The sequence below is a fragment of the Peribacillus sedimenti genome (assembly GCF_046237635.1).
GTDB lineage: Bacteria > Bacillota > Bacilli > Bacillales > DSM-1321 > Peribacillus > Peribacillus sedimenti.
Genome location: NZ_CP143547.1, coordinates 679101 through 695000, shown reverse-complemented (window position 1 = coordinate 695000; position 15900 = coordinate 679101). Strand labels below are relative to the sequence as shown.

The 15900-nt window shown below is 43.5% G+C and carries 11 protein-coding genes and 1 rRNA gene (1 of these 12 cut by a window edge); 3 read left to right on the top strand and 9 right to left on the bottom strand.

Annotated elements, in window-relative coordinates:
* Positions 1-994 (bottom strand): 16S ribosomal RNA (locus tag V1500_RS03545) (it extends 556 nt beyond the left edge of the window).
* An 804-nt stretch (positions 995-1798) separates the two neighbouring features.
* Positions 1799-4033, bottom strand: coding sequence for an EAL domain-containing protein (locus V1500_RS03540; RefSeq protein WP_409304231.1), 2235 nt, complete (start codon positions 4031-4033; stop codon positions 1799-1801).
* 210 nt (positions 4034-4243) lie between these two features.
* Between V1500_RS03540 and V1500_RS03535 the strand changes: the two genes are divergently transcribed.
* Both V1500_RS03535 and V1500_RS03530 read left to right on the top strand, forming a co-directional pair.
* The gene (locus tag V1500_RS03535; protein ID WP_409304230.1) at positions 4244-4432 is read left to right on the top strand and encodes an SE1832 family protein; all 189 of its coding nucleotides are present in this window, start codon (positions 4244-4246) and stop codon (positions 4430-4432) included.
* Positions 4433-4485: 53 nt separating this feature from the next.
* Entirely contained in the window at positions 4486-5052 is a 567-nt protein-coding gene (locus V1500_RS03530; protein WP_409304229.1) for a DNA-3-methyladenine glycosylase I, read from the top strand.
* A gap of 83 nt (positions 5053-5135) precedes the next feature.
* Here V1500_RS03530 and V1500_RS03525 read toward each other — a convergent pair whose 3' ends face one another.
* The 6 genes from V1500_RS03525 to V1500_RS03500 all read right to left on the bottom strand — a co-directional run bounded on the left by V1500_RS03525 (position 5136) and on the right by V1500_RS03500 (position 12977).
* The gene (locus tag V1500_RS03525; protein WP_409304228.1) at positions 5136-6770 is read right to left on the bottom strand and encodes a glycoside hydrolase family 13 protein; all 1635 of its coding nucleotides are present in this window, start codon (positions 6768-6770) and stop codon (positions 5136-5138) included.
* A 149-nt stretch (positions 6771-6919) separates the two neighbouring features.
* Positions 6920-8605 carry a glycoside hydrolase family 13 protein gene (locus V1500_RS03520; protein WP_409304227.1) on the bottom strand — a complete coding sequence of 562 codons (1686 nt, stop codon included), beginning with the start codon at positions 8603-8605 and terminating at the stop codon, positions 6920-6922.
* 70 nt (positions 8606-8675) lie between these two features.
* Positions 8676-9497, bottom strand: coding sequence for a carbohydrate ABC transporter permease (locus V1500_RS03515; protein ID WP_409304226.1), 822 nt, complete (start codon positions 9495-9497; stop codon positions 8676-8678).
* On the bottom strand, positions 9497-10360 hold the full coding sequence (locus tag V1500_RS03510; RefSeq protein ID WP_409304225.1) for a carbohydrate ABC transporter permease: 864 nt from the start codon (positions 10358-10360) through the stop codon (positions 9497-9499). Before V1500_RS03510 ends, V1500_RS03515 begins: the two co-directional genes overlap by 1 nt.
* A gap of 206 nt (positions 10361-10566) precedes the next feature.
* Positions 10567-11799 (bottom strand): ABC transporter substrate-binding protein, encoded by a 1233-nt coding sequence (locus tag V1500_RS03505; protein WP_409304224.1) that lies wholly within the window; start codon positions 11797-11799, stop codon positions 10567-10569.
* 170 nt (positions 11800-11969) lie between these two features.
* Positions 11970-12977, bottom strand: a complete 1008-nt coding sequence (locus V1500_RS03500) for a LacI family DNA-binding transcriptional regulator (protein ID WP_409304223.1) — start codon at positions 12975-12977, stop codon at positions 11970-11972.
* Between the two features lie 275 nt (positions 12978-13252).
* Between V1500_RS03500 and V1500_RS03495 the strand changes: the two genes are divergently transcribed.
* A complete protein-coding gene (locus V1500_RS03495) occupies positions 13253-14383 on the top strand; it encodes a CAP domain-containing protein (protein ID WP_409304222.1) in 1131 nt (376 codons plus the stop codon).
* Between the two features lie 210 nt (positions 14384-14593).
* Here V1500_RS03495 and V1500_RS03490 read toward each other — a convergent pair whose 3' ends face one another.
* The gene (locus tag V1500_RS03490; RefSeq protein WP_409304221.1) at positions 14594-15874 is read right to left on the bottom strand and encodes an MFS transporter; all 1281 of its coding nucleotides are present in this window, start codon (positions 15872-15874) and stop codon (positions 14594-14596) included.
* Between the last annotated feature and the right edge of the window lie 26 nt (positions 15875-15900).

The window sequence follows — 15900 nt, the reverse complement described above, 5'->3', positions numbered from 1 at the left end:
CTGGTAAGGTTCTTCGCGTTGCTTCGAATTAAACCACATGCTCCACCGCTTGTGCGGGCCCCCGTCAATTCCTTTGAGTTTCAGCCTTGCGGCCGTACTCCCCAGGCGGAGTGCTTAATGCGTTTGCTGCAGCACTAAAGGGCGGAAACCCTCTAACACTTAGCACTCATCGTTTACGGCGTGGACTACCAGGGTATCTAATCCTGTTCGCTCCCCACGCTTTCGCGCCTCAGCGTCAGTTACAGACCAGAGAGTCGCCTTCGCCACTGGTGTTCCTCCACATCTCTACGCATTTCACCGCTACACGTGGAATTCCACTCTCCTCTTCTGCACTCAAGTCCCCCAGTTTCCAATGACCCTCCACGGTTGAGCCGTGGGCTTTCACATCAGACTTAAAGGACCGCCTGCGCGCGCTTTACGCCCAATAATTCCGGACAACGCTTGCCACCTACGTATTACCGCGGCTGCTGGCACGTAGTTAGCCGTGGCTTTCTGGTCAGGTACCGTCAAGGTGCCAGCAGTTACTCTGGCACTTGTTCTTCCCTGACAACAGAGCTTTACGACCCGAAGGCCTTCTTCGCTCACGCGGCGTTGCTCCGTCAGACTTTCGTCCATTGCGGAAGATTCCCTACTGCTGCCTCCCGTAGGAGTCTGGGCCGTGTCTCAGTCCCAGTGTGGCCGATCACCCTCTCAGGTCGGCTACGCATCGTCGCCTTGGTGGGCCATTACCCCACCAACTAGCTAATGCGCCGCGGGCCCATCTGTAAGTGACAGCCGAAACCGTCTTTCCATCCTCCCCCATGCGGGGGAAGAACCTATCCGGTATTAGCTCCGGTTTCCCGAAGTTATCCCAGTCTTACAGGCAGGTTGCCCACGTGTTACTCACCCGTCCGCCGCTGACTTCCGGGAGCAAGCTCCCTTCTGTCCGCTCGACTTGCATGTATTAGGCACGCCGCCAGCGTTCGTCCTGAGCCAGGATCAAACTCTCCGATAGAATTTGTGACGCACATGGATGTGCTAACATCGGCGTTGTCACAGGACGTGACGATCTTAGCCGATGATCCTTAACTCTTGTACTTTTAAAGTGTGTACTCACTATTATTTAGACGTCTTATTTCTTATAGAAGAAACAAGAATCTGGCGCTTGTTTTGTTCAGTTTTCAAAGAGCAATCTCAATGCCGTTTCTCTCAGAAGCGACTTTATTAATATAACATGGTATCAATCAGTTGTCAACTTCTACGAAAAAATTTCTTTTTTCTTAAGTCATGCCTTGTTATCGGCGACTTTCTAATAATAGCTACTTTCAACAAAGAAGTCAACACTTTTTTAACAAATGTTTCAGAAAGTCAGCCACACTACATAATATAAAGGTAAAGCCTGTTCGGTGCAATAGACATTTATCCCTTTCAATAATCAGCCAAGCCATTAACTCAGTTGCCGCACCAGACTGCTGTACGTCTGGTGTTAGCAGGAAATCTTTCATAACTGATTTGATATCAAGGATGGGAGTGCCATTTATCGCATCCAAACCAGAGACAAATACTTTTCCCCTCCACTTTTTTAAGCTTTACAATTGTTGTCCCAATGCTATTAGACCGATTTTTTCCTCATTGCGCAAAAATCCCAACCTTTGGCCAGCCCAATTTATTTCTGGGGGGCTGACCAATATTGGATGCTGTCGTCTTGTACCAGGGGAAAGACAAATACAATTGCATAGAGGGGAAAATTCTAAATTCGACTCTTATTCGGTGATACTTACAAGAAGCCTTGCTTTTGGTACAGGAAAAGGTGCCCCGATTAGATAGGGACACCCGGTGATGCTGTACCTGCTGCCAGGATCTCTTCAACTTCTTCTGCAGGCAGCGGTCTACTATAGAAGTATCCTTGTCCAGCAAGGCATGTGTTACGTCTTAGAAATTCTACTTGCTCCTCTTTCTCTATTCCTTCCGCGATTATGGAGAAATCAAGGTTGAGGCCCATATCGATGATTGTTTTAACCATAGCCCCTTGATTGGAATGGCTGATGATATCATCAACAAAGGATTTATCAATTTTAATGCTGTCGATTGGAAGATGGCGTAAATAGTTTAAGGAAGAATAGCCTGTCCCAAAATCGTCAATCGAAATTTTCACACCAAGTTGTTTCAATTCGTTGAGAACTACATTGGACCTCTCGATATTTTGCATTATGCTCTCGGTTATTTCCAGTTCTAGAAAGCTTGGATCAATATGTGTTTGAAGTATGACTGATTTTACATGATCAACAAAATCATCTTCCTGAATTTGCCGTACTGAGATATTTACGGCTACCGGCACATTTTTCAAGCCATTTCTTTGCCAAATCATATTTTGTTCACACGCTTGCTGTAAAACCCATTTTCCAATCGGGACAATAAGTCCTGTTTCTTCAGCCAGCGGGATAAACTCGGCAGGAGAAATCAGCCCATGCTCGGGATGGTCCCAACGGATAAGTGCTTCGTTCCCGATGATCTCACCGTTTTCCAAATTCACCTGGGGCTGGTAGTAGAGTTTGAGCTGATTTTGCTCCAGGGCCCTTCTCAATCCATTCTCCAGCTCCATCTTGCGGGATGAAAGCCCCTGAAGCTGAGAGGTATAAAACTGAAAATTGTTTTTGCCCTTGTCTTTCGCCAGGTACATGGCTGTATCAGCGTGCTTGATCAAAGTCTCCTCGTCATACCCGTCATCAGGATACATGCTGATTCCTATACTTGTAGTTACAAAGAATTCCTCGTCATTTACCTCGATTGGCATAGCGAACTCTGAAAGGATCCGCCCTGCGACTTCCACAACCTTTTCTCTCTCTGCATGTTCCAGCAGGATGAGAAATTCATCTCCTCCCTGCCGTGAAACAATACCATCGTTTAAAAGGGCGCTTCCCAGCCTCCTCGCGACCGATTTTAACAGAAGGTCTCCCACACGATGTCCCTTTGTATCATTTATGATCTTGAAACGGTCCAAATCTAAAAATAAAACTGCCAGCTTCGGATTTTTATCATTATTTAATACATCACTCAAGTGTTTTCTGAACAAATGCCGATTTGGCAAGCCGGTTAATGCATCATAATAGGCCATATATTGAATGGTTCTCTCGGATTTTTTCTTTGCTGAAATATCTCTTCCCACGATCTGCCTCGCGGCTCTTCCTTCATAAAAGATAGGCATTACCGTCATTTCAACTTCCATATACCTGCCATCCAGCCTTAAAGCCTGATACTCGAATGTCATTTTTTCATTTTCATTATAGTTGACTGTCATTTCCCTGCTTTTGATTTGTTCCAGAACAGGAACAGGAACCAATGTAGTAATGGGCTCTCCAATTAGATTATAATCCTTCGCCCCAAATAGCTGCGCCCCGGCTTCATTGATATAATCGATTTTGCCCCTGCTGTATACTGCTATTATGTCGGATGACATATCTGCCAAGCCCCTGTATCGGTTCTCACTCTCTTTCCTCGTTGTGATATCCAAGAGCACACTTGTAAAATCGACGAATTCACCAGCGTCATTTAAGGTAGGAATCCCCCGGTCTTGTACCCATCGGACCTCACCATTCGAACGGATGATGCGGTAAATGCTGGTCACCGCTTGCCCTTGCTGCAGTAATTTACCTCTTTCTTCTAAACGATATAGATCATCCGGATGGATTGCTTTCTTCCATAAATCATGATCCTGATAAAATTCCTCTGAGGAATAGCCATAAATCTTGACGATGCCGGGCGTAATCAGCAGCGTATCAGTTTTCAAATGATGTGACCAAATCGCAATATCAAGCGTATCAAAAATATTTTTTAATCTCTGCCTATTCTTATGAAGTTCTTCCGCAGATTTTTGTATATCTTTTAATACAATAAAGACAATTAAAAATGTAGCAGGAAATATTGCTTCGTCCAGCAATGTTGCCATGATATGTGTTGTTGGAAAGAGGGAGTGAAGAGTTGCCTCCAACATTTTTGCTAAGACCAAAAATCCTAAAATCAGATATACTTTTCGATTATGTATCCTCTTTTTCATCGCCTGTGTCCCCTTGTTCTATGCTAGAAAACCTGTGAAAAGGAATGTAGTATATTTTTACCATATCAAAAAAGCAAGCACTTAACAATGGAGCAAGAACGGTTTTATGTAAGCCCTTTACCGTTTTTTAGTTCGCAGGTAAAACGCTTATAGATAGAGTACATAATGTGAGATAATATAAAGATAAAGATATGGAAAAGAGGCATGGAGATGAACAAATCGGAGATTGAATACAAAATACAGGATCTTAAATCAGATTACATTCGGCTGCAGAACGATCTGGAGCGGCTGGAATCGGTAAATGGCAATATCTCTCCTTTAGAGAAACAGCTTCAAGGAATAGAAGAAGAGCTGCAAAACCTTAATCAACAGCTGGCCGAAATATCAAGAAAAGGCTGAGCAGCAGGCCGGAGGTCAGAGATACCGTACATATTGAACAAGAAGGTGAAATTATGGAGCGCTGCGGCTGGGTCACTGCTGACCCGCTTTATATAAAATACCATGATGAGGAATGGGGCATACCCAGACACGATGACAGATATTTATTTGAAATGCTGGTATTAGAGGGCGCTCAGGCGGGCCTTAGCTGGTTCACCGTTTTAAAAAGGCGGGAAAATTACCGGGATTGCCTGGACGGCTTTGATGTGGATAAAATTGCACTTTATGATGAATCAAAATTAGCTGCCTTAATGCAGAACGAGGGAATCATTCGACATAGGCTTAAAATCGATTCGCTCGTTACCAATGCCCAGGCCTTCAAGAAAATCCAAAATGAATTTGGAAGTTTTTCTTCCTATCTATGGAACTATACAGGGGGGACTCCAATCTTTAATAGATGGAAGTCGTTGCAGGAAGTCCCGGCCCGTACCGAACTGAGTGACGCAATTAGCAAAGATTTAAAAAAGCGAGGCTTTAAATTTTTCGGTACCACTATCTGTTATGCGTTTTTACAGGCAACTGGCGTAGTGAATGACCACACCATCAACTGTTTCTGTCATCCGGACCATCAAAAGGACTGACTCACCATTCGGCGAGCCAGTCTTATTTTTTTAAACTCAAATACAATAAAAAAGGAACTGCCCCCAAGAGCAGCTCCTCCATATTATTTGGTGATGATTTCATAAATCCGTGCTTCATGCGGCTGAAGTGAGAGAGTCGCTTCCTCTGACTGTTCAGGATAATTTGCGATAATCAAAGTCCTGTCCAAATTCCGGTACTTCTCCGGAATGCCAATTTCCCGCGCTTCATCGGAATGATTGAGGATCACAAGCCATGTACGTCCTTCTAAAGACCGCGTATACATATACATATGTTCATCGCCTTCTGAGAGATCTTTAAAATCCCCATACACCATAACCGCATTCTCTTTTCGCAAAGCAATGAGTTTCTTGTAATAGTAAAAAACCGAATTCTCGTCAGCAAGTGCGTTCTGAACATTGATCTCTGTAAAATTTGGGTTTACCTTGATCCAAGGGGTTCCTGTCGTGAAACCAGCTTCAGGCGAAGTATTCCATTGCATAGGGGTCCGGGAATTATCACGGCTGAGCAAAAGAAGGCTTTCAAATACCTCTTGCGGGTCCCCCCCATTCTCCACAGCTTCTTTATATTTATTTTTCATAGCAATATCATCATAGTCATCTATGGAATCAAAACGAACGCCAGTCATTCCAATTTCTTCGCCCTGGTAAATATAAGCCGTGCCCGGCAGAGTATGGACCATCGTAGCAAGAAGCTTGGCCGATTGTTCCCGGTACTCCTTGTCATTGCCATAGCGGGTCACCTGTCTTGTATGGTCGTGGTTATTAAGAAATTGAGAGTTCCATCCTTTTTGTTTCAACCCCTCATACCATGCCGTCTGAATTTGTTTATAGCGAAGCATGTCCCAGGTAGCCATTTCATCCGCAACCTGAAAATGGAATAAGGTATTCAATTCATTGCGGTCTTCGTGAACATACAAGAGACCTGTTTCCGGCGTAACAAACGGGATTTCTCCCACCGTCATCGAATCATAATGCTGAAGCACTTCCCGATTCATCTCCTGAAGATATTCATGGATGCCGGGATTATCTGCGAGGTAGCTGATATCGTACGGATTCTCTGCATCCGGAAAACCGTCTACCTTTGCAAGAAGATTGATGACATCCATCCGGAAGCCATCAATACCTTTGTCGAGCCAAAAACGCATCATCTTATAAATTTCATTTCGAAGCTCAGGATTCTTCCAGTTTAAATCAGGCTGTGCCACCGCGAAGGAATGGAAGTAATATTGCCCGGTTGTTTCATCGTATTCCCAGGTCGATGGTTCAAAGTAAGAGCGCCAGTTATTCGGTTCCCGTCCATCCTTAGGATCCTTCCAAATGTACCAGTCGCGCTTTGGATGATCTTTGGACGACTTTGACTCAATGAACCATGGATGCTGGTCTGATGTGTGGTTGACTACTAAATCCATGATGACCTTCATTCCACGGTTGTGGATTTCAGCAAGCAACCTTTCAAACGTCTCCATATCTCCAGATTTTTCCATTACACCATAGTAATCCGAAATATCATAGCCATTATCACGATCAGGAGATTTATAGAACGGATTCAGCCAGATTACATCCACTCCAAGGCTCTTCACATAATCAAGCTTCTGTATCACTCCTTCAAGGTCTCCATACCCATCTCCATCACTGTCATAAAAGCTGCGCCAATAAATCTGATACACAACCGCTTCTTTCCACCATTTTTTATTCATATTCCACTCCCCATTTCTAACGTAAGGACCATCTACTCTTGATAAAACGTTTACACTCCACCGTCATTTTAACACGGAAAATAAAAACGGTTACAACACTTGCGCCTGTACCTTAAAAAAGGACCCTGTAAAAGCGGTCCATAAAGGTTTTACTTAATCAGCCTATACACTCTGGCCTCATATGGCCCCAGTTCAAGCTTTGCGATGGATTCATTTGAATCTGCATCACAGTTGGAAATCAACAATTCCTTTTTTGTATATTCGATGCCGTCAGGGAGGTTGAACTCGGGTCTTTCCCCGCTGAAATTACAGATGACCAGAAGCTTTTCGTCGCCAAGGGTTCTTGTGTAGGCAAAAATTTGCTCGTCATCCTCCAAAAGTAAGTCATAGCTGCCGTACACAACAATTTCATTGCGCTTTCTTAGCTGAATTAATTGTTTATAATAGTAAAAAATAGACTCAGGATCCTTTAATACAGCCTCCGCATTGATTTCCTTAAAGTTCGGGTTTACGTTAATCCAAGGTGTGCCAGCAGTAAAGCCAGCGTTTTCACTGTCATCCCATTGAATGGGGGTCCGCGCATTATCCCGGCTTCTTTCATATATTCCCTTAAAGATTTCCTCATGAGTCAGGGACCCTTCCGTCAGGTCACGATATGCGTTCAAGGTTTCAATATCACGGTAGTCTTCAATGCTTTCAAACTTCACATTGGTCATCCCGATTTCTTCACCCTGGTAAATATAAGGGGAGCCCTGCATCATATGCAGGCAGGTGGCAATCATTTTTCCAGAGATAACCCTGTATTCTTCCGAGTCATTTCCCCATCGTGAAATAGCGCGCGGCTGGTCATGATTGCTCCAATATAAGCTGTTCCAGCCTTCGTTCTCCAGGTCCTTTTGCCATTTTGTAAAAATCTTCTTCAAATCAGTGAGCTTCCATGGATTCGGATCCCATTTCCCGTAATTTCCATCGCCCAAACCAACATGCTCAAAGTGGAACACCATGTTTAATTCATTTCTATTTTCGCCTGTATACAGCTTTCCTTGCTCCACGTTTACGCCAGGCATCTCTCCGACCGTGATCGTTTCATACGGGCTTAACGCTTCTTTATTCATTTCCTGTAAAAATTCATGGATGCGTGGCCCATTCATATAGTACTTGCTTCCATTTCCATAATTATGGCCGTCACGAATTTCGCCTTGCGGATAGCTGGTATCCTTGGAAATGAAGTTGATGACATCCATACGGAATCCATCGATGCCTTTGTCCAGCCAATAGCGCATCATTTCATATACTTCCTGCCTTAGCTTTGGGTTTTCCCAGTTCAAATCTGGCTGCTTTTTACTGAATAAATGCAGGTAGTATTCGCCTGTCAGCTCGTCAAATTCCCATACACTTCCGCCAAAGGCCGCTCCCCAGTTGGTAGGCGGTTCTCCGTCCACAGGCTTTTTCCAGATATAGTAGTCCCTATATGGATTATCGACTGACTTCCTGGATTCCTGGAACCATTTGTGCTCGTCACTGGAGTGGTTGACAACCAGATCCATCATGATTTTGATTCCATGTTTGTGTGCCTCTTCAAGCATGCGATCGAAATCCTCCATTGTGCCGAACTCATCCATGATGTCCCTATAGTCGGATATATCATATCCATTGTCATCGTTAGGAGATTTGAAAACCGGGGAAAGCCAGATTATATCCACTCCCAATTCCTGTAGATATGGAAGCTTTTCCGTAATCCCGTTCAGGTCTCCAATACCGTCTCCATTGCTGTCCTTAAAGCTCCTTGGATAGATTTGATATATAACGCTTTCTTTCCACCATATTTTGTTCATGTCATACACTCCGTTCGATGTCATTTTTTAACACTGTATGGTTGGCAGACTCAGGTAAGAAACTGCCGGTTTATTTAATTGAACCTTTCATGACGCCGCTTATGATCCATTTTTGGGCAAAGATGTACACTATGATCATAGGAGCAAGTGCCATTAAATAGGATGCGAATGCCAGATTATAATCCGTGCTGAACTGAGATTGGAAAATATACTGCACCAATGGCAAAGTAGCCATATCGCGGTCACTTAACAAGACAAGCGGCAGCATAAAGTCATTCCATGCACCGAGGCACGTAATTATGGCGACAGTTGCGTTCATAGGCGCCAAAAGCGGGAAGATGACTTTCCAAAAAACCCCCCATGTGCTAGCCCCATCCATAATCGCCGCTTCCTCCAGCTCAGTTGGTATGGAGCGGATGTAGCCAATATAGATGAATACATTAAAGGACAAGTTAAACACAATATATAAGATTATAAGGCCGACCAAATTGTCCATTCCCCATGCGCTTGTTTGTTTTACAAGCGGCAGCATGATAATCGGAAACGGGATGAACATCGCGCTTAAAAAGTAGTAGTACAATGACTTAAAAAACTTCTTATGCAGATTTCGAGCGATTGCATAAGCAACCAGGGAATTGCTCAGCACCGTAAAAATCACAACGAAGATGGTCACGAATGCACTGTTTTTCAATGCGCTGAAGAAGTTTGTCATTTCGATCGCCTGTTTGAAGTTGTCAAAAGACCAGGACTGCGGGAGGGCAAGCAGGTTTCCGGCCAACTCCTGCGGTGTTTTAAAGGCGATTGTTATAGTTAAATATAGCGGGAACAGAATGAATAATGAACCTAATATTAAGAGGGACGTAATCAGCCAGCTTGTTTTTTTGCGTTTCATCAGTTATCCGCCTCTCTTTTCCCTAGAATTTTTAGTTGAACGACGGAGACTACTACAATGATAATGAAGTAGATGACAGCATTTGCCGATTGATAGGCAAACTCCCCTCCTTCAAAACCTCCGCGATAGATTAGCAGTGAAATAGATTCTGTCGATTTACCAGGACCGCCGCCAGTCAATGCAACGATCTGGTCAAATACCATCAAGAAGCCCTTCATGGAAAGTACCATATTGATCGTGAAGAATGCGGCAATCATCGGGAAGGTAATTTTCCAGAATTTTGTCCAAACACCAGCCCCGTCAATGCTTGCTGCCTCATAAATGTCTTCCGGTATCGTAACGAGGCCTGCCAAGTAAAGAATGGTGTTGAAAGAAACAGCCTGCCATACGGCAACAATTACGATCCCGACCCATGCCAGGTCCGGGTCTCCTAGGATATTCTTCGACAGGAATTCAAGGCCAAGCATTTCTCCAAGCTGCGGAAGAAAATGCGCGAAAATAAAGTTAAAGATAAAACCTACAATTAAAATACTTAATATATAAGGCATGAAATAAACTGCCCGAAGTGTTTTGTGAAATTTGATTTTTGAATTTAATCCCATCGCAACCACTAAACTGATGATATTGACAATGATCGTTGCAAGAATTGCAAACTTGAATGTAAATAGATAGGCATCCCCTGCGCGTCCATCCTCAAATACATTGAGATAGTTCTTCAGCCCGACAAAGCTCCAGTCGCCATATCCCTTCCAGTCAGTAAAGCTATAAAAGATTCCCTGCAAAGCAGGATACGTATGAAATATAAAGAAAAGAACAAACGCGGGAATGGCGATCAGGTAGTATACGTTATTTTTCTTTTTCACCTTGCAAACATCTCCTTATCCTAAGTAGCAACGCTTTGCATATATTGCTCCCGGCCGCTTTTTCCCTGTGAAAAAAAAGCTGTTCATCGATGCTTTTTTTTCAGAGAAAAAAAGAAGCAGGGCATTATGATAGCCATCTTAATCAGGAACTTCAGGGCATCCTGGCCAGATGCCCCTTCCATGTTCCTTGTAAACCAGTATCCGTTTTACCGGTTAGATACCTTTTCCCACTCTTTATCCAGCTTCTCGAGGGATTTTTGCTTGTCCTTTTTGATCAAGTACTCTTGAACAAGGTTTTCAGCACCCATTCCTGCTGGATAGTAATGGTCTGGGAAGCTTGTAATTGCTCCGCTTTCAAAGTTGCCTTTGATTCCTTCAAACACTGCGTCTTCCTGGTACACACCTTCAATGGCAGAGAACGCCTTTTGTTCGTCAATATATCTCTTCGCAATTTCCTTATTCATCATAAAATCGATGAACTTCTGAGCTTCTTCTTTATGCTCTGTATCTTTGTTCATAGTCAGCAATACATCGACACCGGAAACCAACTTGTTCTTGGCAGGGTCATTTGTAACAGGCATTGGGAATACTCCAAGCTTCATATCCGGGTTGGCTTTAAGGATTTCTGGGATTGCCCAGTTCCCTTGCAGGTAGAACACACCTTTTCCGTTTGCGAATGCATTGTTTCCATCCCCGTAAGCAACACCCATGTTATCTTTGTGGCCGTATTGAGTAAGCGTCATCATTTTATCAGCCACTTCATCGTAATTTTCAACGAATGATGCCTTGCCATCGTTTTTCTTTTCGGCAAAGTCTTCACCTGCGATGTTGGCACCAAGTGAGTTCCATGCAATCATGCCAGTCCATGCATCCTTCAATGTGAAGTAAATCGGGATTTCTCCGGCTGCCTTTGCTTTATCTAATGCAGCTACGAATTCATCCCAAGTTTTTGGAACCTGGAGGCCAAGCTTTTCAAATTTCTCTTTGTTATAAATAACCGCATTGGCATTGGAGGCGTATGGAAGGCCAAAGACACCTTTTTCATCCGGTCCAACAAGGCGGCCGATCATGTCAACATAAGAAGGCTGAATTCCTTTAACTGATTCTGAATCAGAGAAATCGTTCAATACGCCCGCACGTCCCAGCTCACCATATGTAGCATTTCCTGCAATGGACATAAGATCTGGCAAATCGTTTTTGGTAAGGCGGGTTTTAAGTACGGTTTCCGCTTCTGGCGGAGCTTCCAGCTTGATTTTGATATCCGGATTTTTCTTTTCGAACTCTTTTATAAGGCCTTTATAAGTCTGGATGCTTTCAGACTTATTAGAGAAAAGCTCCAATGTCACTTTTCCATCTGCTTCATTGCTTGATGAACAGCCTGCAAGGATGGTCGCGCCTAATGCAATGGACATAACTCCGGCAGTTACTTTTTTAAACATGAAAGATTCCTCCTAAATATTCGCTTGTATTTTACGTAAACGTTTACGTAATTGAACAAAAAAATGTGAAAATCGCAAATGTGTAAACGTTTACTTAAAGCCGTAAAAAAATAATGGGAAGTTTGGACAAAATGGTACGTAAACGCTTACTTAAGTCCGCAAAAGAAAAGTCATCGCTTTTCTTTCACACTAACTCTCTCAACCACTTCATGGGGCATGATTATGCTTTCAACCTGCTGGTCAGAATCCAGCATGGTGAAGACCATTTTTGCTGCTTTTTCCCCCATTTCAACAAGAGGCTGTGCAACGGTTGTGAGCGGCGGAATGGACATCTCGGCCAGACTTAAATTATCATAGCCCATGATGGACAATTCGTCAGGAACCTTAATGCCCATCTGATAGGCACTTGATAAGGCTCCAATGGCAATCTCGTCACTCGCGGCAAAGATGGCCGTGATATCCGGAGACTGCTGCAATAATTTCTTCGAACCTTCCACTCCATCAAAAAAACCAAATCCTCTGGAAGTCACTATATTGTTGTCATCAGCGGTTATCCCATAATCTTCAAGTGCATTTTTAAAGCCTTCTATCCGTGGAATCCCTGCTATTATATCCTGCTCGTCTCCGCTGATCATGCCTATTTTCGTATGGCCCTTCTTCAGCAGATACTCTGTAGCTGTATAGGCAGCACGCAGATCGTCCACTTTTACATAAGGCACAGAATGCTTGGGTGATTTAGTAGCTAAAAGGACCATTGGTATGCCCATCTTGCTGATGAATTCATAATATTCATCTTTTAAGATTTCACTAGTAAAGATAATGCCGTCAATTCGTTTTTCATTCAACAATTGTAGATAATTCATCGTCTTTCCGCCCTTGGATTCGGTGTGACAGACGATGATGCTTGACCCTGCTTCATTTGCTGCCTTTTCAATGCCGCTCAGGACCCCTGTTACGAACATGCTGGAAAGCGCAGGAACAAGAACTCCGATTGTATGTGTCCTCTTATTGACAAGCCCTCGCGCAACAGCATTCGGATGATAGCCCAGTTCCTCAATAACCTGTAAAACTTTCTTTTTCGTCTTCTCCGAAAAACCTGTTTGATTGTTGAGTATTCTGGAAACTGTAGCAATAGATACATTGGCCTTTTTAGCGACATCCTTGATGGTGTATGGCATATCCCACCTACCTTACAATCTGGATAAAACGGTTACGAAAACGTTTACGTAGCAATATTAACATGATTTGAAAACACTTTCAACATTATTTTTCCCAGCTGATATATGTTACCTTTTTCCTGCAAAAAGAGTTGAATAAACAGGCTTTTTATATCCATAGCTTTTTTGCTAGTTTGCTATCCCATTATTTACTTTAGGTTTTAGAAGTCTTATTGGTCATACAGAAACGTTTTTTTGGGTAAAATAGTATGGTAGAAATGGAGGAGAATAAATTGATGCGATTGCTCAGTTTACTGCTGTTTGTTTTATTATTGTGCGCTGGATGGTCCGTACTTGGACAGCAGCCTGAATTGCAAGGCATGAAGCAAAATATAGAATCCAAGATTACTGCCTTCAAAGAGAATCCGGATGTCTCTGTTGCTTTAGATGATATTGTGTACGGATTCAATCAGTTGATAGCCCAGTTAAACTCTGCCGTGGAACAGATACCTGGCAATAAATCAGATCAAGAGTATGAAACGCTGGCAAAGCCAGACCTCACAGCTTCCGATAAACAAGTATTTACCATTTACAATATTACTATTGGCGATTCCAGGCAAAAAGTAGAGAAGCAGCTTGGCGCACCCAAGCGGTCGACTTCTAATGAATACGGGACAAAGTGGCATGCCTATCATAAAAATTACCAGCATTTCCTGATGGTTTCCTATGATGAAAATAATAAAGTAGCCGGACTGTACACGAATCAGGATCTCATTGCTTCTACTAAAGGGATCAAGCTTGGCACTGCGAAGGGTACTGTCCATAAACAGCTAGGTGATCCTCTGACCAGAATGAGAAAGGGATTGGTTTACTACCAATTGGAAGAGAATAGTGAATATGATTTGTATAAAATGAATGGAAACTATGTCACGATTTTTTATGATAAACATGAAAAAAACACCTTAACATCGATGCAGATCATAAGCGAGACTTTGGAAAACGATAAAAAAAGCTTATATACAAATGGAACTCAACAGATGAAGGAAGGATTTGAATACCAATTATTTGATGTGACAAATGCGAGCAGGGTGAATCACAATTTACCGGTCCTTCAATGGTCACCCGAGGTACAGGTAACGGCTCGCGGACACAGTGCAGATATGGCAAAGAACAATTACTTCAATCATACGAACCAGCAGGGCCAATCGCCCTTTGACCGCATGGAAGAGGATAAATTGGTATTTACAACCGCTGGAGAGAACCTAGCCGCAGGGCAATTCAGCAGCATTTTTGCGCACGAAGGGCTGATGAACTCACTCGGCCATAGGAAAAACATACTGAATGATGGGTTTGAGTATTTAGGTGTAGGGGTTGCATTCGGAGCTGACTCAAGGCCATATTATACAGAGAACTTTTATGCAAACTAAACAAGAAGGAGCTGTGCCATAATTGAGGCACAGCTTTTTTATGTAGCCCGCTAGGGAAGCGGGATGTGTTCTTTTTTGTTTGTTCAGCATCCTGTTGAGTTAATTTATTAGTTTAGCTTCGCAGTTTGCTGTTGCTTTTTTACTCACCGTACCGGTACAGCGGACCCTCACTTTTCACGTACAGGTCGTGATCAGATAGCCATTCGGTTTTTAAGTTACCGTCTGCGCAGCGGGCTGTTCAGCTATCACATCCGCGTGCTTTTTCTTTATCCCAAGTACAAACATGCTTCCGGCAAAACAAAAGATGCCGGCAAACAGAAACGCCCACTCATAGGAACCGATCATGGTGTAAATCAAGCCGCCGCCAAAAGCTGCCACTCCCGCCCCGGCCTGATGCGCTGCCAGTACCCATCCATACACGATTCCACTCTTCTCTTGGCCGAATAATTGTGTGGCAAGTCCGATTGTAGGAGGTACAGTTGCAATCCAATCCAGGCCATAAAAGATTGCAAATACGATGAGAAAAAACGACGAACTCTCTCCCAGTGCAAAAGGAAGCAATAGCAGGGACAGTCCCCTTAGGCCATAATACCAGAAAAGCAGCCAGCGATTATCATATCGGTCTGACAGCCAGCCCGATAGCGTCGTGCCGATCAGATCAAAGATTCCCATAAAAGCGATCAATCCGGCAGCTGTGACCTGAGAAATCCCGAAGCTGATGCACAAGGGGATAAAGTGTGTACCGATTAACCCCGTAGTAGACAATCCGCAGATAAAAAAACTGCCTGCCAATAGCCAGAACTGTTTAACCCGAATAGCCTCCCTTAAAGTGGAAAAGGCCATTTTTATCGGGTTTCGTTTTTCGGAAGCCTTCTCTTCAGGAACGGCCCCAGTCTGGCCATATCGGTGCAGGCCTATCTCCCGTGGATTATTTTTCATGAAAAGAAAAATTAGCGGGATCATAATTACGCTTAACAGCAAAATGAGGCCCATTGCCCATCGCCACGAAGATTTTTCGATTATTTTGGCCAGGACCGGCAGAAATATTAGCTGCCCGGTAGCCGTGCTTGCTGTTAGTATGCCTAAAACCAGTCCCCTTCTCTTTTCGAACCAATGGTTGGCAACATAAGTACTGAGAACTGTCAGGAACACGCTAGAGCCAACACCGAAAGTAATGCCCCAGATCAGAATGAGCTGCCATGAATAAGACATGAAGAAGGTCAATGCTATTCCAGCCATTAATACAGACATTGCACCCAGCATCATTTTCCTTACCCCGATATTGTCCAGCAAAGAAGCAATAAATGGCCCGGAAAATCCATAAATAACAATGCTTATGGCGAATGACAGGGAAATGAAAGCCCGGTCCCAGCCAAATTCTTCTTCAAACGGGACAAGGAATACGCCCGACGATGAGCGGATGATGCCTGCAACAATAATCGAGAAAAACGTGATAACCAGGATAACCCATCCATAATGGATTTTTTTCATGCTCTATCCACCTTTGTTGTTCAAAT

What these genes read in the sequence shown, in the direction of transcription:
- V1500_RS03515 (WP_409304226.1), bottom strand. Translation starts at nt 9,497, where the DNA reads ATGAAACGCAAAAAAACAAGCTGGCTGATTACGTCCCTCTTAATATTA.
- V1500_RS03520 (WP_409304227.1), bottom strand. Translation starts at nt 8,605, where the DNA reads ATGAACAAAATATGGTGGAAAGAAAGCGTTATATATCAAATCTATCCA.
- V1500_RS03525 (WP_409304228.1), bottom strand. Translation starts at nt 6,770, where the DNA reads ATGAATAAAAAATGGTGGAAAGAAGCGGTTGTGTATCAGATTTATTGG.
- V1500_RS03500 (WP_409304223.1), bottom strand. Translation starts at nt 12,977, where the DNA reads ATGCCATACACCATCAAGGATGTCGCTAAAAAGGCCAATGTATCTATT.
- V1500_RS03540 (WP_409304231.1), bottom strand. Translation starts at nt 4,033, where the DNA reads ATGAAAAAGAGGATACATAATCGAAAAGTATATCTGATTTTAGGATTT.
- V1500_RS03505 (WP_409304224.1), bottom strand. Translation starts at nt 11,799, where the DNA reads ATGTTTAAAAAAGTAACTGCCGGAGTTATGTCCATTGCATTAGGCGCG.
- V1500_RS03490 (WP_409304221.1), bottom strand. Translation starts at nt 15,874, where the DNA reads ATGAAAAAAATCCATTATGGATGGGTTATCCTGGTTATCACGTTTTTC.
- V1500_RS03535 (WP_409304230.1), top strand. Translation starts at nt 4,244, where the DNA reads ATGAACAAATCGGAGATTGAATACAAAATACAGGATCTTAAATCAGAT.
- V1500_RS03495 (WP_409304222.1), top strand. Translation starts at nt 13,253, where the DNA reads ATGCGATTGCTCAGTTTACTGCTGTTTGTTTTATTATTGTGCGCTGGA.
- V1500_RS03530 (WP_409304229.1), top strand. Translation starts at nt 4,486, where the DNA reads ATGGAGCGCTGCGGCTGGGTCACTGCTGACCCGCTTTATATAAAATAC.